The sequence below is a fragment of the Streptomyces sp. NPDC091272 genome (assembly GCF_044757485.1).
Taxonomy (GTDB): Bacteria; Actinomycetota; Actinomycetes; order Streptomycetales; family Streptomycetaceae; genus Streptomyces.
In genome coordinates, this window is record NZ_JBIVVC010000006.1 from 159,099 (window position 1) to 177,414 (window position 18,316).

Consider the following 18,316-nt stretch of genomic DNA (forward strand, 5'->3'; position numbering starts at 1 on the left):
CGAGGCTGGGAGCATGCAACACGTGCGGAGAATCCTGGTCGTGGACGACGACCCGACCGTCGCCGAGGTGGTCACGGGCTATCTGGAGCGGGCCGGTTTCGCGGTGGACCGCGCCGAGGACGGGCCGGGCGCGTTGCGCGCGGCCGGTCTGCACCGGCCCGACCTGGTGGTGCTCGACCTGATGCTGCCCGGCATGGACGGACTCCAGGTCTGCCGCGAGCTGCGGGCCCGCGGCCCGGTGCCGGTGATCATGCTGACCGCGCGCAGCGACGAGGAGGAGCGCATCCTCGGCCTTGAGGTCGGCGCGGACGACTACGTGACGAAGCCCTTCAGCCCGCGGGAGCTGGTCCTGCGGGTCGAGTCGGTGCTGCGCAGGGCCACCGTCGCGGCGCAGCCGGGGCCCCCGCTGCGGGCCCCCGGCCTTGAGGTGGACCCGGTGGGCCGGCGCGCGACCAGGGAGGGGCGTGAACTCGCGCTCACCTTGCGGGAGTTCGACCTGCTCACCTACTTCCTGCGGCACCCCGGCGAGGTGTGCGGCCGGGAGCGGCTGATGCGGGAGGTGTGGGGGTGGGAGTTCGGCGACCTCTCCACGGTGACCGTGCACGTGCGGCGGCTGCGGAGCAAGGTCGAGGACGACCCCGCGGCCCCGAGACTGATCCAGACCGTCTGGGGCGCCGGGTACCGCTTCGACCCGCGGCGGGATGACACCGGCCCGCACAAGAACGAACCAGGCCCGCGGCACGAGGAGGCCGCCCCCCGGGGGATCGGCACCGGCCCGCGGCACCATGAAACCGGCGGCCCGCGGCAAGTGGGCCCCACCTCGACGGAGAAGGGCTGAGAGCCGTGCAGGACCTTCTGCTGATCGCTCTGTACGCGTTCCTCGGCGCAGCCGCGGCCGGTCTGCTCGGCGCCCTCGTCCTGCGGCTGCTGCGGCGCCGTTCGATCGCCGTGTCGCTCGCCGTGGTCGTCGCGGTCGCGGTCATCGCGATGCTCGCCGGGACCCTCGCCGTCGCCCAGGCGATGTTCCTGTCCGCCCACGACCTCTCCGTGGTCACCCTGGTCGTCGCGATGGCCGCGACGGTGTCCCTGGCCGGCGCCCTCCTGCTCGGCCGGCAGCTGGTCGTACGCACCCGGGAACTCGCCTTGGCGGCAAGGGAGTTCGGTATCGGCGGCACCTTCACCGCGCCGCCGGGACCGGCCCCCGCCGAACTGGCCGCCCTCAGCGGCGAGCTGGCCGCGACGAGCGCGCGACTGGCCGCCTCGCGTGAGCGCGAGCGCGCCCTGGAGTCGTCCAGGCGGGAACTGGTCGCCTGGATCTCGCACGACCTGCGCACCCCGCTGGCCGGGCTGCGCGCCATGTCGGAGGCGCTGGAGGACGGGATGGTGCGCGACACCGCGCGCTACCACCGGCAGATCCGCACCGAGGTGGACCGGCTCAACTCGATGGTCGGCGACCTGTTCGAACTCTCCCGCATCCACGCGGGGGCGCTGGCCCTCGCACCGGCCCGGATGTCGGTCTACGACCTGGTCGGCGAGGTGCTCGAAGGCGCGGACCCACTCGCCAGGGAGCGCGGGGTGCACCTGGTCGGCGACCGCGTCGACGCGGTGCCGGTGGAGGTGGACGGCAAGGAGATGACCAGGGTGCTGGCCAACCTCCTGACCAACGCGATCCGCCACACGCCCGCCGACGGCACGGTGGCGATCACCGCCGAACACCGGGCCGACGCGGACGCCGGCACAGTGGTCGGGGCGGGCTCCGGCACGGTGGTCGGCGCGGGCCCGGACACGAGCACCGGCCCCAACGCCGATACCGGCACCCGCTCCAATACCTACTCCGGCTCCGGCTCCGGCTCCGGCTCGGGCTCCGGCTCCGGCTCCGGCTCGGGCTCCGGCTCCGGCTCCGGCTCCGGTTACGGCACCGTGGTCGTCTCCGTCACCGACGGCTGCGGCGGCATCCCGCCGGAGGACCTGCCCCGGGTCTTCGACACCGGCTGGCGCGGTACGGCGGCCCGGACCCCGCCCGCGGGCGCGGGGCTCGGTCTGGCCATCGTGCGCGGCATCGTGGAGGCGCACGCGGGCCGCGCGGAAGTACGCAACGTCCCCGGCGGCTGCCGCTTCGAGGTCACGCTCCCCGCGGCACGGGCGTAGCGGCGAGCGCGGCACTCCTCCTCCGTCCCCCGCGGCACGGGCGTAGCGGCGAGCGCGGCACTCCTCCTCCGTCCCCCGCGGCACGGGCGTAGCGGCGAGCGCGGCACCCCTCCTCCGTCCACCGCGCTCCCCCTCCGCCCCCCGTTCCCGGCGCCCCTCACTCCCCCCGCAGCCCGCTCTTCGCGAACTCCGTCATGCCTGCCGCGAAGTCCGTCGCCGGGCGCCACCCCAGGTCTGCCCGCAGGCGCGCCGGGTCGGCCGTGATGTGCCGTACGTCGCCCAATCTGAACTCGCCAGTCACCACGGGCTGTTCACCGCCGTGCGCGGTGGCCAGGGCCGCCGCCATCTCCCCGACGGTGTGCGGATCACCGCTGCCCACGTTGTACGGCGTCAGCGCGCCCGGTTCCCGTGCGTCGAGCGACTCCAGTGCCAGCACGTTGGCCGCCGCCACGTCCCGCACATGGACGAAGTCCCGCCGCTGCCCGCCGTCCTCGAAGACCCGGGGCGCCTCACCCCGGGCGAGGGCCGAGCGGAAGAGCGAGGCCACGCCCGCGTAGGGGGTGTCGCGCGGCATCCCGGGGCCGTACACGTTGTGGTAGCGCAGCGACAGAGCCCTGCCTCCGGTGCCGCGTGCCCAGGCCGCCGCCAGGTGTTCCTGCGCCAGTTTCGTCGTGGCGTACACGTTGCGCGGGTCGGCGGGCGCTTCCTCGCTCACCGCTCCCGGCGCCAACTCCGCCCCGCAGCGCGGGCACCGGGGCTCGAACCGTCCGGCGGACAGGTCGGCCTCCTTGCGCGGACCCGGCCGCACCGTGCCGTGCAGGGGGCAGTCGTAACGCCCCTCCCCGTACACGACCATCGAACCCGCCAGCACCAGCCGCCCCACCCCCGCCTCGGCCATCCCGGCGAGCAGCACCGCGGTCCCCAGGTCGTTGCAGCCGACGTAGTCGGGGGCGTCCGCGAAGTCCTTGCCGAGGCCGACCATGGCCGCCTGATGACACACCGCGTCCACGCCGCGCAGCGCCCGCCGGACCGCCGCCGCGTCCCGTACGTCCGCGTGCACCCCTTCGACACCCGCCGGTGGCCGGGGCGGGACGGGGTGCACGGCCGGGAGCAGGGCGTCGAACACCACCGGTTCGCGGTCGGCGGAGAGCAGCTGTTGGACGATGTGCGAGCCGATGAAGCCCGCCCCGCCTGTCACAAGTACACGCATGGCACCGACGCTAGGGGCCGGTGGCACCTCCGCCCGCCGGGCACGCTGTCACGTCACCGCACCGTAAGGAGTGCCGCTGCCGGAAACCCCCGAACACACCCAAAACCGGAAGCGGTCCTCCCGCTTCAGGCAATGGGAAGGTCAAGGTTTTCCTCGTACGGCGACCGTCGGAATAGTCGCCCCGGGAAACAGGTTCGAGCTACACGTAACCTGCCCGCCCCCACACGCCGATGTTCGCGCTCCGCTGCTCCCGCGCATCCTCGCCGTTCCCGAGACCGCCTTCCGGAGGCCCTCCGCAATGTCTCAGTCGACGACCAGCACTCGCCGAACAGGCGGCGTCGTCCCCGTACTCGCCTTCGCCGGAATCGTCGTTGCGGTCATGCAGACGCTGCTCGTTCCGGTGATCAAGGACCTGCCGCAGCTGCTGAACACCTCGCCGTCCAACGCCACCTGGGTCATGACCGCGACCCTGCTCGCCGGTGCGGTGTCCACCCCGATCATGGGCCGCCTCGGCGACCTCGCGGGCAAGCGCAGGATGCTGATCGTCAGCCTCGCGATCATGGTGGTGGGTTCGCTGGTCTGCGGATTCACCGACCAGCTCCTGGTGATGATCGGGGGCCGCGTCCTCCAGGGCTTCGCGATGGGCGCCATCCCGCTCGGCATCGGCCTGATGCGCGACATGCTGCCGGCCGAGAAGCTCGGCTCGGCGATGGCCCTGATGTCCTCCTCCATAGGCGTGGGCGGCGGTCTCGCGCTGCCGGTCGCCGCACTCGTCGCCCAGCACGCCGACTGGCACGCGCTGTTCTTCGGCGCGGCCGGCCTGGGTGTGGTGTCGATCGTCCTGACGCTCACCGTCGTGCCCGAGAGCCCGCTGCGCGCCAGGGGCAGCTTCGACGTCGCCGGAGCGCTGGGCCTCTCCCTCGGCCTGGTGCTGCTCCTGCTGCCGGTCACCAAGGGCAGTGACTGGGGCTGGGGCAGCGGCACCACGCTGGGCCTGTTCGCCGCGGCGCTCGTGGTGTTCCTGGCCTGGGGAGTGATGGAACTGCGGCTCAAGGCCCCGCTGGTCGACCTGCGCACCACCGTCCGCCGCGAGGTGCTGCTCACCAACCTCGCCTCGATCATGGTCGGGGTCGCCTTTTACGCGATCTCCCTGGTCCTCCCCCAGCTGCTCCAGCTGCCCTCCGCCACCGGCTACGGTCTCGGCCAGTCGATGGTGACGGCGGGCCTGTGCGTCGCGCCGCTCGGGCTGACGATGATGATCACCGCGCCCGTCTACGCCCGTCTGTCGGCGCGCTACGGCCCGAAGGTGACGCTCATCCTCGGCATGCTGATCATCGCGATCGGTTACGGCGCCGGGCTCGGCCTGATGAGCGCCGCCTGGCAGACCGTGGTGATCTCGGTCGTCATCGGTGCGGGCATCGGCCTCGCCTACTCCTCGCTGCCCGCGCTCATCATCGGCGCGGTCGACCCGTCCGAGACGGGCGCGGCCACCGGCCTCAACACCCTGATGCGCTCGATCGGCACCTCCGTGTCGTCCGCCGTCATCGGCATGGTGCTCGCCAACACGGCGCAGCACGCGGGTGGCGTCGCGATCCCGACCATGCACGGCTTCCGCGTCTCCTTCCTGATCGCCACGGGCGCCGTCGTGGTGGGTCTCGCGCTCGCCCTGTGCCTGCCGAAGCGGCGCGAGGTCGTCCAGCACGTGCAGCTGCGGGCGAGCAGTGCGCAGGACGCGTTGCTGGCGCACCCGACGGAGACGGCTCCCGAGACGGCGCAGGAGGCTCTCGCCGCGTTCCGCGGGCTCGTCCTCGACCCCGCGGGCGTGCCCGTCACCGGCGCCAAGGTGACGCTGATCGACCGTCTCGGCCGTCAGGCGGGCGCCGCACTGACCGACTCCGACGGTCACTACACGCTCGCGGTCCCGGCCGCCGGCCCGTACGTCCTGGCCACGACGGCGGCGGGCCACGCCCCGCGCGCCTCCGCCGCCACGCACCACGGCGAGAGCCGCGCGGTGCGGATGGACCTGGGCCTGGTAGCGACCGCAGGGACCCTGCTCCAGGGGTAGCGGCGACGCGGTCGCGGGGCGCTCCGAGGGGTTTCCGGCTCGGGGGCCGCCCCGGGCCGCCGGGTTCTTCCAGCTCGGGGGCCGCCCCGGACCGGTGGGGGCTCGGGGGCTGCCCCGGGTCCCCGGGTACTGCGTACTGCGTACGGCCCAGTTCCCCGCGCCCCGGCCCGGTCCGCTGTCTTGACTGGCGGTATGGAGACCGAGCAGACCGAGGCAGCCAAGGCAGCGGACGGCAAGCCGTCAGCCGCCGCGTACCGCAATCTCTTCGTGGCGACACTCGGATTCATGCTCACGTTCTGGGCCTGGGACCTGATCGCTCCGCTCGCCGTCGGCTACAAGGAACGGCTCGGCCTCAGCTCCTTCCAGCAGTCCCTGCTCGTCGCGATTCCGGTCCTGGTGGGGTCGGTGGGCCGCATCCCGGTGGGTGCGCTCACCGACAGGTACGGCGCGAAGCTGATGTTCCCGCTGGTCTCGGCGCTCACCGTCGTCCCGGTCCTGCTGCTGATCCCCGCCAGGAACAGCTACCCGATGCTCCTGCTGGTCGGTTTCCTGCTGGGGCTCGGCGGCACGACGTTCGCGATCGGCGTCCCGCTGGTCAACTCCTGGTTCCCGCCCGCCAGAAGGGGCTTCGCCCTCGGGGTGTTCGGCATGGGCATGGGCGGCGTGGCGCTGTCCGGATACTTCACCCCGCGCATCGCCGCGCACGGGGAGAACCTGCCCTTCGTCTTCGTCGCCGTCGCCCTCGTGGTGTTCGCGGCGCTGGGGGCCGTCCTGATCACGGACCGGCCGGACCGGATCGTGCCGGCCGCCTCGCTCTCCTCGCGGCTGGGGCAGGCCGGGCGGCTGCGGGTGACCTGGGAGCTGTCGGCGCTGTATGCCATCGGGTTCGGCGGAGTCGTCGCATTCGGCGTGTACCTGCCGACGTACCTCAAGACCTGGTACGAGCTCCAGCCGACCGACGCGGGTACCAAGGCCGCCGGGTTCGCGCTGGTCACCGTCCTCTTCCGGCCCCTGGGCGGGCGGCTGTCGGACCGGTTCCACCCGGCGCTCGTCACGGCCGTCGCCCTCGCCGCCGTGGCCCTCTTCGCGATCGTCCAGGCCTTCGACCCGGCGCTGGCGCCGGTCGGCACGATCGCCCTGCTCGCGATGGCGGCCGGGCTCGGCACGGCGGGCGGCAGCGTCTTCGCCCTGGTCTCCCAGGTCACCCCGCAGGCCCAGGTGGGCAGTGTCACCGGCATCGTCGGCGCCGTCGGCGGCCTGGGCGGATTCGTACCGCCGCTGCTGATGGGCGCCATCTACAGCGCCAAGGACTCGTACTCGATCGGTTACATGCTGCTTTCCGACCTCGCCCTGGCCGGCTGCGTCTATGCGTACGTCCGGATGCGGACACTGCGCCGGACCGCGTGAGAATCGGCCCACCGGAGCGCGTCATTCGGGCCCGCAGGGGCGCGGCAATCAGGCCCGCCGGGGCGCGGAGAATTTCTTCCCGTGCTTTCTGTTTCAGATCTCGGACCGGGGACATCCGCTTCGATGAGGGCTTCGCAGCCCGTTCGAAAGCGAATTGCGAGGAGTTGAGCGTCATGGCAGCGGACGAAAAGGCACAGGCCGCCACCGAGCAGGCCAAGGGCAAGGCCAAGGAGACGGCCGGCCGTGTCACGGGCAACGAGCGTCTGCAGGCCGAGGGCCAGGGCGACCAGGCCAAGGGCGACGCCCGCAAGGCCAAGGAGAAGGCCAAGGACGCGGTCAAGGACTGACCCCTGGCACGATGTATCAGCGCGCCGGTGGGCCGCCCCGAAAAGGGGCGGCCCACCGGTATGTGCGGCCCGGTAGAAATTCGGCGGACGGCGCCCCGCGCGGGAGCGGATTCGCTTCGTGCCGCATCGGATGGTGCCTCCTGCGGGAATATCGGATGGTGCCTCCTGCGGGAATGGCGCCCCGTGGCCGCGAGGGAATGGCGCCGCCTGCGGAAATGGCGCCTGTACGCTACGCGGAAACCGTGCCCGTACGCGGAAACCGGGTGTGAGACCCGTGCCGCGTGCGGAAACCGCGCGCAGAAACCGGGTGCGGGCCCTCCGGACGTGCCGGTCCGGACCGGAGTCCCCCGCCGGACCTGCCACGCGCTACTTCCGGCCCTCGTTCCTCGCCAAGGTCCGCAGCCGCTGCGCCGCCCGCGTGATGCCGCGCCCGCGGCGGGCCAGCCCCGCCCAGGGGTCCTTCTCCAGCCGGTCGCCGAGGTCGGTCACCGTCCAGCGGCGGGCCGTCAGCTCAGGGGCGTCCAGCTCGTCCCAGTCCAGTGGCGCGGCCACGGGCGCGCCCGGCCTGGTCCTGATGGCGAAGGGTGCGACCACGGTCTGGGCGTAGCCGTTACGCGCGACGTCGAGATACAGCCGCCCCTTGCGGGCGTCCTTGCGGGACTCGGTCGTCAGCTCGCGCGGGTGGCGGTCCGCCAGCACCCGCGCGACGGCGCGGGAGAACTCCAGCACGTCGTCGGCGTCGTCCCGGCGGTTCAGCGGCACCACCACGTGCAGTCCCCGGGAACCCGTGGTCATCAGCCCCGACGGCAGCTCAAGCTCGTCGAGCAGCTCGCGCAGCTGGTGGGCCGCGCGGCGCACGGGCCCGAACTCGTCGGCGGGCGGATCCAGGTCGAAGACCAGCCGGTCGGGACTGCGCGGCCGGTCCGCGCGGCTCAGCCAGCGGTGCGCGGTGATGCACGCCTGACTCGCGAGATACACCAGGGTGGCCGTGTCGTCGCAGACCACATGCGTGACCTCACCGCCCTCCTTGGCGACCGCGGTGCGGTGGATCCACTCAGGGAAGTAGTCGGAGATCTCCTTCTGGTAGAAGCGGCTGCCGTCGATGCCGTCCGGCATCCGCTCCAGCATCAGCGGCCTGCCGCGCAGTTCGGGCAGCATCCGCGGTGCCACCCGGCGGTAGTACTCGGCCAGGTCGGCCTTGGTGATGCCGTCCTCGGGAAACAGCTCCTTGTCGGCCCGCTTCACCTCGACGGTACGGCGGCCGACCCGCAGCTCCTGGGTGGAGCTCACGCTTCGCTCCCGGGTGGAGCTCACACTTCTCGCCTCCTTCGCTCCGTGTCCCACCGGCCCGCTCAGCCCTGCTCCCGGCCCTGCCCGCTCTCCTCGTCGGCGACCTGCCGCAGGGTGCGCCCGCTGCGCACCGAGCGGGCCCGGTGCGGGTCGGGGGTGCCGACGGCGGTGTCACCTGTCTGCTGTGTCTGCTGCCCCGTCCGGCCCTTTCGTACCAACAGCCAGGTGGGCTTGGCGGCGGATCCGCCGCTCTTCTCCTCGCGGCCGTGGAACCGGGTGAGGGCGTACTCGCCGCGCAGCTTCCTGCCGTGCAGCTCGAAGGTGGCGTGCCCCTTGTCGAGCGCGTCGGCGAAGGGCACCGGCCGGTTCCGCCTGTCGTGGCTGGTCGGCCGGTAGGTGCCGGTGTCCCAGACGATGACGGTGCCGCCGCCGTACTCGCCCTGCGGGATGACGCCCTCGAAGTCCTGGTAGTCGAGGGGGTGGTCCTCGGTGGGGAGGGCGAGTCTCTTGTCCTGGGGGTCGGTGGACGGCCCCTTGGGCACCGACCAGGACTTGAGTACGCCGTCGACCTCCAGACGGAAGTCAAAGTGCATCGTGCTCGCGTCGTGGATCTGCACCACGAACACGGGCTCGTCACCGTCCTTCCGCGCACGCTCGCCGGAGGGCTCGCTCGTCCGGTCGAAGTGCCGCTTGCCACGGTAGGTCCGCAGGCCGTCCTTCTCGCTCACCACCGCCACCTTCCTGCCGGGTCCCGGAACCCATCATCGACGGCGGCGCGACCCCGCGCATCAGACGGACCGCCGCCCGGTGCCGACCGCGTCGTCGGAGGCGCCGTTGTCGATGGCGGCGTCGTCGGAGGCGCCGTCCGACCCGTTTCACACCGTACGACGGGGGGACCCGCGCTCAGGGGGCGCGGACACCCGCCCCGCCCCCGCCCACGAGCACACCTGTCAACCCGCCAACCCGCCAACCCGCCAGGAGACGTAACCGTGAGCTTCGACTCGTTCCTCGGTCTGGTGGACTCCCCGGCCTACGTGGTGACCGTCGCGGCCGAGGGCCGGCGCGCCGGGTGCCTGGTCGGGTTCGCCTCCCAGTGCTCGATGAGTCCCGAGCTGTTCATGGTGTGGCTCTCCCAGGAGAACCACACCTACCGGCTCGCCCGCCACGCGGACTTCCTCGCCGTCCACCTGCTCCCGCAACGCCACGACCTCGCGGAGCGCTTCGGCGCCCGGTGCAGCGCGGAGACCGACAAGTTCGCCGGTCTGGACTGGACCGAGGGCCCGGACGGCACACCGCTGCTGACCGACGCCGCCGCGTGTTTCGTCGGTCGCATAGTGGAGCGCCTCGACAGCGGTGCCGACGGTGACCACACCGGCTTCCTGCTCGCGCCGGTCCGGACCCGGCTGCACCCCGACGCACCCGCCGAGGTCCTGCGGCTCAGCCAGGCAGCCGACATCCCCGCCGGTCATCCGGTACCCGGCTGACCGGGTCAGGGGCCGGGGCAGAGGCAGGTGCATGCGCCGGACCGCCCTTCGCGTACCGGCCCGGGGTCGTGCCCACGATCTTCTTGAAGTGCCGGGTCAGATGGGACTGGTCGTAGAAGCCGACGGCCGTCGCCACCTCGGCGGCCGGCCGGCCGCCGAGGAGCAACCGGCGCGCCCGGTCGACCCGGCGGGACATCAGGTACTGGTGCGGGGCGATCCCGTACGCGGCACTGAACGCCCGTACGAGATGGGTGGGGTGCGCGTACACGAGGCGGGCCGCCTCCTCCAGGGTGATCCCCGCGGCCAGATGGGCGTCCAGGAGCTCGCGGACATCCCTGGCCACCCTCCGGTCGGTCGCCGGGACCCGCGCCGGCGCCCCGGGGCTCAGCCGGGTGCGCAGCTGTTCGCCGATGAGGGCGAGCCGGCTCTCCGCCTCGAACACGTCACCGGGGTGTGCGAGGGCGGCGTGCAGCAGGCCCACCCGGTGGCGTAGGCCGGGGTCGGCGAGGTCGGGGCCGTCCACGGCGGCGCCGATCAGGCTCTCGTCGAGCTGCGTCATGTCCAGGTAGAGGACCCGCTTGCGGAACCCCCGCGCGGTGGCGGGCGAGCCGTTGTGCGGCACGTGCGGCGGCAGCAGGCTGACGGTGTCGCCCGGGGTGCCACGGGCGAACCGGTCCAGGTCGTAGCGGACCGCGCCGTCGTCGACGATGAGCACGGTCCACGCGTCGTGCACGTGCATCGGGTACGCGTGCTCGGTGAAGCGCGCGTGGAAGACCTCGACGATGCCCGGAACCCGGGGCCGCCAGGCGGAGACTTCCTGCCGGGGTTCCGGCCGGGGCGCTTCGGGGCTCACGCAAAGAACGTACAAGACCCGGGGGTCCCCGACGCGGGAGTCTCGAAGCATGAGAACCGACCGGACACCCCTCTCCCCCTCCCCCACCCCCTCCGCCTCCCCGGAGTCCCCTGCGGCTGACACCGCGCCGCCCGTCTCCGTCTCCCCCGCGGCCGACACCGCGCCGCCCGTCCGCTTCGACACCAAGATCGCCGTGCTGCTGCGCGAGGACCTGGAGACCTGGCAGCGGCTGAACGTGACCGCCTTCCTGGTCAGCGGGCTCGGCACGGCGGTGCCCGAGCTGGTCGGCGAACCGTACGCGGACGCCGACGGCACCCCGTACCTGCCGATGTTCCGCCAGCCCGTGCTGGTCTTCGAGGGCACCAAGGAGAACCTGACCGCCGCGCACACCCGGGCGCTCTCCCGCGCACTGCCCGCGTCGGTCTTCACCTCGGACCTGTTCGGCACGGGTAACGACCGGGACAACCGGGCGGCGGTGCGTGCCGTGGGCAAGGACAACCTCGACCTGGTCGGCATCGCGGTCCACGGACCGCGCAACGCGGTCGACAAGGTGCTCAAGGGCGCGCACATGCACCCGTGACCCCGCTCGGGCACGCATACGGGCGCAAGAGGTGGGACGCAAGGGGTGGGAATCGACATTTTGGGAATCTGTTGGGTACGTCGATCCCCGTCATCGATCTCTGTCAGAGATCCCCGTGATCGATCCCCGCCCCCGCGGCCCTCGGGCCGAAAGGAGTTCGCCGTGCGCGTGTTGTCCCTGGTCTGTACGTTGAGCCCGTCCCCCAAGCCCTCCAGCAGTCAGCACCTGGCCGAACAGGCCGGCGCGCAGTTCGCGAAGCTGGGGGCCGAGGTGGAGACGGTGCGCGTGGTCGACCACGACGTGCGCCCCGGCGTCGAGCTCGACATGGGGGACGGCGACGCCTGGCCCGCCCTGCGGGAGAAGGTGCTGGCCGCCGACATCCTGCTGCTCGCCACCCCCATCTGGCTCGGTCACGCGTCCAGCGTCTGCCAGCGGGTGCTGGAGCGCCTGGACGCCGAGCTCTCCGAGTCGGACGAGGAGGGGCGCCTGCTGACGTACGGCAAGGTCGCGACCGTCGCCGTGGTGGGCAACGAGGACGGTGCGCACAAGGTGAGCGCCGACCTCTTCCAGGGCCTCAACGACCTCGGCTTCTCGCTGGCGCCCGGCGCGGTGACGTACTGGGTCGGCGAGGCGCAGCAGGGCACCGACTACCAGGACCTGGACGAGACCCCGGAGTCCGTGGCCTCCACCACGCACACCCTCGCGGTGAACGCCCTGCACCTGGCCGAGCAGCTGCGCCGGACCCCCTACCCGGCGTCCTGATCCCGGCCCCGCACGGCTGCGCGGCCGGGATCAGTGAGGCTGGTCCGGCTGCGCGGCCGCCTCCTCCTGCCCCGCGGACGCGCCATCCTGCTGTTCCTCGCGCTGCCCGGCGGACTGTTCCTCGCGCTGCTCCGCGGACGCGCCCTTGCGGCGGCGGTCCAGTCGGGTGACCACCGGCCCCGACGTGACGCCGTGCAGCACGACCGAGATCAGGATGGTGAACGTCACCACCGCCCACAACTCCCGCTCCGGCACCGGGAACTTCGTCTCCCCCAGCGCATAGGCCAGGTAGTACAGCGAGCCGATGCCCCGGATGCCGTAGCCCGCGACCACCCACCGCTCCCGGCCCCGCAGGCTGCCGCCGAGCAGGCCCGCCCAGCCGGTCAGCGGACGGATCACGAGCAGCACCGCCAGCCCGACGAGCGCGCCCCGCCAGGTCAGCGCGGCGAGACCGCCGGTCGCGATGAACGCGCCGAGCAGGAACAGGACCGCCGCCGTGAACAGCCGCTCGACCTGCTCGACGAAGTCGTGCAGCACGTTGTGGAAGCCGTGGGTACGCTCGGCCGCCCGGATCGTACAGGCGGTGGTGAACACGGCGAGGAAGCCGTAACCGCCCGCCAGTTCCGTCACCCCGTACGAGAGGAAGGTGGCGCCGAGCGCGACGAAGCCCTCGCGGTGCGTGGACAGCCGCAGCACCGATGAGCGGGGCCGGAAGAACAGCCAGCCGAGCAGCCGGCCGATCAGCAGTCCGCCCAGTACCCCTACGACGCCCTTGAACAGGACGTCCTCCAGCACCCAGCCACCGACCCAGCCCGTGGACCAGCCGCCGCCCACCGCCGCGGCCACGGCGACCGCCGCGTAGACGAGGGGGAAGGCGAGGCCGTCGTTGAGACCCGCCTCGCTGGTCAGGGAGAACCGCACCTCGTCCTCGTCGTGCTCGTCCGCGGTGGGCTCCCCCACCCGCACCTCCGACGCGAGCACCGGATCGGTGGGGGCGAGGACGGCGGCGAGCAGCAGCGCGGCGGCCGGCGGCCAGTCCAGCAGCCACCACGCCACGAGCGCGGTGACCAGCACGGTCAGCGGCATGGTGAGGCCGAGCAGCCGCCAGGTGGTGGACCAACGTCGTCTGCCCACCGGCCGGTTGAGCGCGAGTCCCGCACCCATCAGGGCGATGATCACGCCGATCTCGGTGAGGTGCTCGGTCATCATCCGGTCGCGCACCGGGTCGATCTCCGGCAGCGGCAGCGGCAGCAGATAGACGAGGAAGCCACCCGCCAGGAAGATCAGCGGCAGCGAGACCGGACGCCCGGCCAGTGCCCGGGGCAGCACCGCCGCGAGCAGTGCCCCCGCTCCCGCGGAGGCGAACACGGCGTCGGCGAGGGTCACTGGACGTCCTTTCCTGGCTGTTGTCCACGGCTGTCGGTGGACCTGGTGGTGGTGGTCGCGGCGCTCGGCGCGGAGTGTTCGGGCAAGTTACAGGGAATCGCGTCGCACGGTCTCGTTCCAGGTGCGCGAGAACACCCGCTTGCCGCCCTCGTACCCGTCGAGAGTCGCATCGACGAGGAACTCCTTCTCCGTGCACCGCAGTTCGGTCCTGGTTTCCACCCGTACGTCCCAGTCGTCGCGCCCGAAGCGCATCGTCCAGGCCGTCTCGCCCGTGACGGAGGTGAAGTCGTCGGCGGTGGCGGTGTAGCGCTCCTCGGCGCGCAGAGCGGTGTTCAGGCCGATGCCGTCGATGCGTACGGTGCCTCGGTCCTTGACGATCTCCAGCGCCGAGCCGTAGCCGATGAGGTCGCGGCGCACCTCCCAGCGCTCCTCCGGCGGGCTGATCCGGGTGGTGGCGAGCGGCGGGCATCCCTCGGGTTCGCCGAAGGGCTGCTGCGGCAGCTCGTCCGGTTCGTCGGTGGGGCGTACCGGCAGGGTGATCGTGCTGGTGCCCTCGTACACGCTCAGCAGCGCCGGGCGGGGCGCGGGCCAGGCGAGCGGCCAGTACGACGTCGACAGGGAGAGCCGGATGCGGTGGCCCGGCGGGAAGGCCTGGGCCACCCCGTTGAGCTGGACGGTGGCCCGGTAGCGGCGGCCCGGTTCGAGCTCCTCCGGCTCACCGGTGCCGCCGCGATGGGTGAGGTTGAGGATGCCGTACGTGACCCGGGTGGCGCTGCCGTCGGGGGCGACGTCGGAGATCCGGGCGGCGACGGTGGCGACGGGTTCGCTGACGCAGAGGTCCAGCTCGACCGTCGGGCTGCCGAGGATCTCGACCTGCTCGCGCAGCGGTTCCGTGTCGAAGACGAGGGAGCCGCCGTCCTCCTCGCGCTGGTCGTAGGGCAGGTCGGGCGGGGCGTTGTAGGACGCCCACTTGCCCGCGAACTGGCCGACGGAGAGCGGCGATTGCACCGTCATGGGCTCGCCGCCCCCGTCCGGCACCGAAGCTCCCTCCGCGGCGATGCGGTGGCGCAGCAGCGGGCGGCTGACGGGCTTGATGTGCGGCGAGGGCCAGGAGGGCTCGCCGACCCAGCGCCCGGGGCGCTCCTCGTACGACGTGGACGGCGGCACGCTGTCCTGCATCCAGGCCTGCAGCATGGGACCTTCCATGACGCCGTTGTCGGCGCCCTTGAGCCAGTGGTCCCACCAGCGGACGACTTCCTGGAGGTAGCCGATGGCGGGACCGGGCTCGCCGAGGTGCGGGTACTTGTGCGACCAGGGGCCGACGAGCCCCTTGCGCGGGACGTCCAGGTGTTCCAGCACCCGGGTGACGGCGTTGGAGTAGCCGTCGGCCCAGCCGCTGGAGGCGAGCACCGGGACCTGCACCGCGGAGTAGTCCTCACAGACCGAGGCGTGCCGCCAGTAGTCGTCGCGGCGCTGGTGGCGCAGCCAGTTGAGGATCCACGGGCGGGTGTTCTCCATCCGCTCGTGCCACATGTCGCGCCAGCGCTCCCCGACGACCGCCGGGTCCGGCGGGCAGGTGGCGTAGGCGAACATGGTGCCCGCCTCGGCGAGGTTGTCGGACAGCATGGCGCCGCCCATGTAGTGCATGTCGTCGGCGTAGCGGTCGTCGGTGAACGAGGCGAGGACGACGGCGCGCAGGGACGGCGGACGGCGGGCGGCGGTCTGGAGGGCGGCGAAGGCACCCCAGGAGATGCCCATCATGCCGGTGTTCCCGTCGCACCACGGCTGTTCGGCGAGCCAGGCGAGGACGTCCTCGGCGTCGGTCTGCTCCTGCTCCAGGTACTCGTCGGCGAGGACTCCCTCGGACTCACCGGTGCCGCGCAGGTCGACGCGGACGCAGGCGTAGCCGTGCCCGGCGATGTACGGGTGGTGGATGGAGTCCCGTACGGCGGACAGGTCGCGCTTGCGGTAGGGGATGTACTCCAGCACCGCGGGCACGGGCTCGTCGTCGGAGGAGTCCGGGCGCCAGATGCGGGCCGAGAGGCGGGTGCCGTCCCTGGCGGGGACGACGACGTGCTCCTCCTCCTTGGTGGTGTACGGAAGGTTGCTCACGTAACGCATGCGGTGGGGCAGCTCCTTCGGTCGGTGCTCTGCGGACGTGCGGCGCGCCGGTGCCCTGCGGACGTGCGGCGCGCGCGAAATGTGGTCAGACGTTCTTCAGTTCACGGCCGCCCGGCGCGGTCTCGGCGAACTCCAGACCGAGGGCGGCCACGCAGCGGTCGTACTTCGCGCGGATGTCCTCCTCGCTGTCGCCGCCAGTGAAGATGTGAGCGAGTTCGTAGCTGTAGCTGTCCTGCTGCTCGGTGTCGGAGAGCCGCTGCCCCTCGGCGGGCACGACGTCGATCCGTACACCCGGGATCTCCCGCTCGATCCGCTCGATGTCCTGCGGTCGTGGCGTCCGGTGCACGGTGCCGTCGGCGAACCAGCGGTAGTACCACTTCGCGGCCACCTGGTACGGGCCCGCCCGGTGCGGCATCGCGGGGTCGCGGCCGAGCGCGAGGCTGAGCATGCAGTGGTGGTTGGGGACGCCGTCGACGTACTCGAACAGCTCGGCGTGCGACTGCGAGTGCCGCGGGTTGATCTCCAGCAGGTTGAGCGCGTCCGTCCGCGGGTCGTAGAAGTACTCGATGCTGAAGGTGGCCTGGTCCATGCCGATCTGCCGCATGACGCGCCCGGACACGTCGTGCAGCCTGCGGATCACCGGCTCCGGCAGCGCGGAGGGGTACTGGTGGCGCAGGAAGCTGGAGGAATCGGGGTAGTTGATGGAGTCGAGAACGCCGTAGACGGTGACCTCTCCGTCGTGCACATAGCCCTCGACGGCGACCTGGACCCCGGTGAGCGTCTCCTCGGCGAGGCAGACCTGACCGCCGACCCCGGCCATCTCCTCGGGCAGGTCGAGCTGTTCGAGTACGTACTCGAAGGGCCGCCCGACCCGGGAGACGCCCTGGCGTATCTCCTCGACGGCCTCCCGGAACTCCTTCTGGTCCTTGACGCCGAAGGCCAGTTCCGAGGAGTACGAGAGGGCGGGCTTGACCCACATCGGGAAGCTCATGCCCTCCGGCGGGACGGGGTCGTCGGCCGTGAGGTCCACCTGCCCGAACCTCGGGTGCTCCTCGACGACCTTCTCCTGCTCCAGCCGGCTCCAGTACTTGTGCTCGCACTTGACTGTCGAGGCGAGGTTGGTGCTGCGGGTGCCGTAGCGCTCGCTCAGGATCGGCACGAGGGTGCTGACCGGGAAGTCCCAGTAGCCGACGATCGCGTCGATGGTGCCGTCGAAGGCGTCCAGGACGGCGGTCGCCTTCTCGATCAGGTCGGGCACGGAGACCTCACCGACCTGGAGCTCCTCGATGGTCAGCAGCGGGTGGAAGCGGTACTCGTCCGCGTGCGGGACCGCGTTCAGGGTCGGCAGGTTGGCCTCGTCGAGACCGACCACGAAGATGTTCTTGCGGGCGTTCTCGTCCGGGGTGTTCCCGTGGGCGTTCCTGGAGGCATGTCCGTCGCTCAACGTTCAGTCCGTTCGTTGTGTTCGGGGGTGCCGTGGTCGACTTCCTCGCACCACCGGTTTCACACGTACGAATTCACATGTCCGAATTCACACCGCCGGATTCGCACAGCCGCGTAGGCGCTTCGCACAGCCGTGTGGGCGCTTCGGTTTTACGGGTTTTACGGGCGCGGACATGCCCGCGCCGCCGCCCCCGGCCGGACCGGGCGGGGGCGGTGGCATGCCAGTGGTGGTCAGCCGTTGAACTTGTCCGGGTCGGGGCCGGTGCGCTCGTCGCGGTTCAGGGCGGAGATCTCACCGATGTCGCCCTCGGTGAGCTCGAAGTCGAACAGGTCGAAGTTCTCCTCGATCCGCTTCTGCGTCACCGACTTCGGGAAGACGATGTCACCGCGCTGCAGGTGCCAGCGCAGCGTGACCTGCGCCGTCGACTTGCCGACCCGCTCGGCGATGCGGCTGATCGTGGGGTCGTCGAGCACCTTGCCCTGTGCGATCGGCGACCAGGCCTCGGTGGCGATGTCGTGCTCGGCGTCGAAGGCCCTGACGTCGTCCTGGGTGAGGTAGGGGTGCACCTCGATCTGGTTGACGGCGGGCACCACCACGCTGCCCTCCATGAGCCGGCGCAGGTGGTGCGGCTGGAAGTTGGAGACGCCGACGGCCTTGGCGCGGCCGGAGCGGTAGATCTCCTCCATGACCTTCCAGGTCTCCACGAAGTCGCCCTTGCCCGGCAGCGGCCAGTGCACGAGGAAGAGGTCCAGGTGGTCCAGGCCCAGGTCCTCCAGGCTCTGGTCGAACGCCTTGCGGGCGTCGTCGGGTTCGTGCGCGCCGTTGTTCAGCTTGCTGGTGACGAAGATGTCGGAGCGGTCGATCCCGGAGTCACGGACCGCCTGCCCGACCTCCTTCTCGTTGCCGTACATCTGCGCCGTGTCGATGTGCCGGTAGCCGGCCTCCAGCGCGGCCAGGGTGGTCTCCCTGGTGTCCTCCGGCGGGATCTGGAAGGTGCCGAAGCCGAGCTGGGGGATCTTGACGCCGTTGTTGAGGGTGATGTCGGGTACTGCGGACACGGGTGCTCCTTGGCTGTGCGTTTGGTGCTGTGTGGGGGGTGTGCTGTGCGGTTGGTGCTGGGCGGGGGTGTGCTGGGCGGGGGTGTGCTGGGCGGGGGTGTGCTGGGCGGGGGTGTGCTGGGCGGGGGTGTGCTGGGCGGGGGTGTGCTGTGCGGCCCGCG

At 71.9% G+C, this 18,316-nt stretch carries 16 protein-coding genes; 8 read left to right on the forward strand and 8 right to left on the reverse strand.

Annotated elements, in window-relative coordinates; all coding sequences use genetic code 11:
* The first annotated feature begins 13 nt into the window (after nucleotides 1–13).
* Nucleotides 14–838, forward strand: a complete 825-nt coding sequence (locus ACIQM4_RS18770) for a response regulator transcription factor (protein ID WP_401592650.1) — start codon at nucleotides 14–16, stop codon at nucleotides 836–838.
* A 5-nt stretch (nucleotides 839–843) separates the two neighbouring features.
* Nucleotides 844–2,148, forward strand: coding sequence for a sensor histidine kinase (locus ACIQM4_RS18775; RefSeq protein WP_401592652.1), 1,305 nt, complete (start codon nucleotides 844–846; stop codon nucleotides 2,146–2,148).
* Nucleotides 2,149–2,305: 157 nt separating this feature from the next.
* Here ACIQM4_RS18775 and ACIQM4_RS18780 read toward each other — a convergent pair whose 3' ends face one another.
* A complete protein-coding gene (locus ACIQM4_RS18780) occupies nucleotides 2,306–3,358 on the reverse strand; it encodes an NAD-dependent epimerase/dehydratase family protein (protein ID WP_401592654.1) in 1,053 nt (350 codons plus the stop codon).
* Nucleotides 3,359–3,656: 298 nt separating this feature from the next.
* Here ACIQM4_RS18780 and ACIQM4_RS18785 point away from each other — a divergent pair, with 298 nt between their 5' ends.
* The 3 genes from ACIQM4_RS18785 (at nucleotide 3,657) to ACIQM4_RS18795 (ending at nucleotide 7,177) form a co-directional block, all read left to right on the forward strand.
* A complete protein-coding gene (locus ACIQM4_RS18785; protein WP_401592656.1) occupies nucleotides 3,657–5,423 on the forward strand; it encodes an MFS transporter in 1,767 nt (588 codons plus the stop codon).
* A 192-nt stretch (nucleotides 5,424–5,615) separates the two neighbouring features.
* Nucleotides 5,616–6,830 carry a nitrate/nitrite transporter gene (locus ACIQM4_RS18790; RefSeq protein WP_401592658.1) on the forward strand — a complete coding sequence of 405 codons (1,215 nt, stop codon included), beginning with the start codon at nucleotides 5,616–5,618 and terminating at the stop codon, nucleotides 6,828–6,830.
* 173 nt (nucleotides 6,831–7,003) lie between these two features.
* Nucleotides 7,004–7,177 (forward strand): CsbD family protein, encoded by a 174-nt coding sequence (locus tag ACIQM4_RS18795; protein ID WP_401592660.1) that lies wholly within the window; start codon nucleotides 7,004–7,006, stop codon nucleotides 7,175–7,177.
* A 366-nt stretch (nucleotides 7,178–7,543) separates the two neighbouring features.
* On the opposite strand, the gene ligD is transcribed toward ACIQM4_RS18795, so the two are convergent.
* Both ligD and ACIQM4_RS18805 read right to left on the reverse strand, forming a co-directional pair.
* Complete coding sequence (ligD, locus tag ACIQM4_RS18800; protein ID WP_401592662.1) at nucleotides 7,544–8,467, reverse strand: non-homologous end-joining DNA ligase; 924 nt, start codon at nucleotides 8,465–8,467, stop codon at nucleotides 7,544–7,546.
* 62 nt (nucleotides 8,468–8,529) lie between these two features.
* On the reverse strand, nucleotides 8,530–9,195 hold the full coding sequence (locus ACIQM4_RS18805; RefSeq protein ID WP_401592664.1) for a DNA polymerase ligase N-terminal domain-containing protein: 666 nt from the start codon (nucleotides 9,193–9,195) through the stop codon (nucleotides 8,530–8,532).
* 261 nt (nucleotides 9,196–9,456) lie between these two features.
* Here ACIQM4_RS18805 and ACIQM4_RS18810 point away from each other — a divergent pair, with 261 nt between their 5' ends.
* Complete coding sequence (locus ACIQM4_RS18810) at nucleotides 9,457–9,951, forward strand: flavin reductase family protein (RefSeq protein WP_401592666.1); 495 nt, start codon at nucleotides 9,457–9,459, stop codon at nucleotides 9,949–9,951.
* Here ACIQM4_RS18810 and ACIQM4_RS18815 read toward each other — a convergent pair.
* Nucleotides 9,905–10,855, reverse strand: a complete 951-nt coding sequence (locus ACIQM4_RS18815; protein WP_401592668.1) for an AraC family transcriptional regulator — start codon at nucleotides 10,853–10,855, stop codon at nucleotides 9,905–9,907. The genes ACIQM4_RS18810 and ACIQM4_RS18815 overlap by 47 nt on opposite strands.
* On the opposite strand from ACIQM4_RS18815, the gene ACIQM4_RS18820 reads away from it, so the two are divergent.
* Together ACIQM4_RS18820 and ACIQM4_RS18825 are read left to right on the forward strand one after the other, a co-directional pair.
* Complete coding sequence (locus ACIQM4_RS18820; RefSeq protein WP_401592670.1) at nucleotides 10,854–11,384, forward strand: DUF2000 family protein; 531 nt, start codon at nucleotides 10,854–10,856, stop codon at nucleotides 11,382–11,384. The genes ACIQM4_RS18815 and ACIQM4_RS18820 overlap by 2 nt on opposite strands.
* 162 nt (nucleotides 11,385–11,546) lie before the next feature.
* Nucleotides 11,547–12,146, forward strand: a complete 600-nt coding sequence (locus tag ACIQM4_RS18825; RefSeq protein WP_401592672.1) for a flavodoxin family protein — start codon at nucleotides 11,547–11,549, stop codon at nucleotides 12,144–12,146.
* Nucleotides 12,147–12,176: 30 nt separating this feature from the next.
* Here ACIQM4_RS18825 and ACIQM4_RS18830 read toward each other — a convergent pair whose 3' ends face one another.
* The 4 genes from ACIQM4_RS18830 to ACIQM4_RS18845 all read right to left on the reverse strand — a co-directional run bounded on the left by ACIQM4_RS18830 (nucleotide 12,177) and on the right by ACIQM4_RS18845 (nucleotide 18,155).
* Nucleotides 12,177–13,532 carry a cation:proton antiporter gene (locus tag ACIQM4_RS18830; RefSeq protein WP_401592674.1) on the reverse strand — a complete coding sequence of 452 codons (1,356 nt, stop codon included), beginning with the start codon at nucleotides 13,530–13,532 and terminating at the stop codon, nucleotides 12,177–12,179.
* 87 nt (nucleotides 13,533–13,619) lie between these two features.
* Nucleotides 13,620–15,653: a CocE/NonD family hydrolase gene (locus tag ACIQM4_RS18835; protein WP_401592676.1), complete on the reverse strand. Its 2,034-nt coding sequence runs from the start codon at nucleotides 15,651–15,653 to the stop codon at nucleotides 13,620–13,622.
* An 85-nt stretch (nucleotides 15,654–15,738) separates the two neighbouring features.
* The gene (locus ACIQM4_RS18840) at nucleotides 15,739–17,097 is read right to left on the reverse strand and encodes an acetyl-CoA carboxylase biotin carboxylase subunit family protein (protein ID WP_401592678.1); all 1,359 of its coding nucleotides are present in this window, start codon (nucleotides 17,095–17,097) and stop codon (nucleotides 15,739–15,741) included.
* Nucleotides 17,098–17,327: 230 nt separating this feature from the next.
* Nucleotides 17,328–18,155 (reverse strand): aldo/keto reductase, encoded by an 828-nt coding sequence (locus ACIQM4_RS18845; protein ID WP_401592680.1) that lies wholly within the window; start codon nucleotides 18,153–18,155, stop codon nucleotides 17,328–17,330.
* Nucleotides 18,156–18,316: the final 161 nt, after the last annotated feature.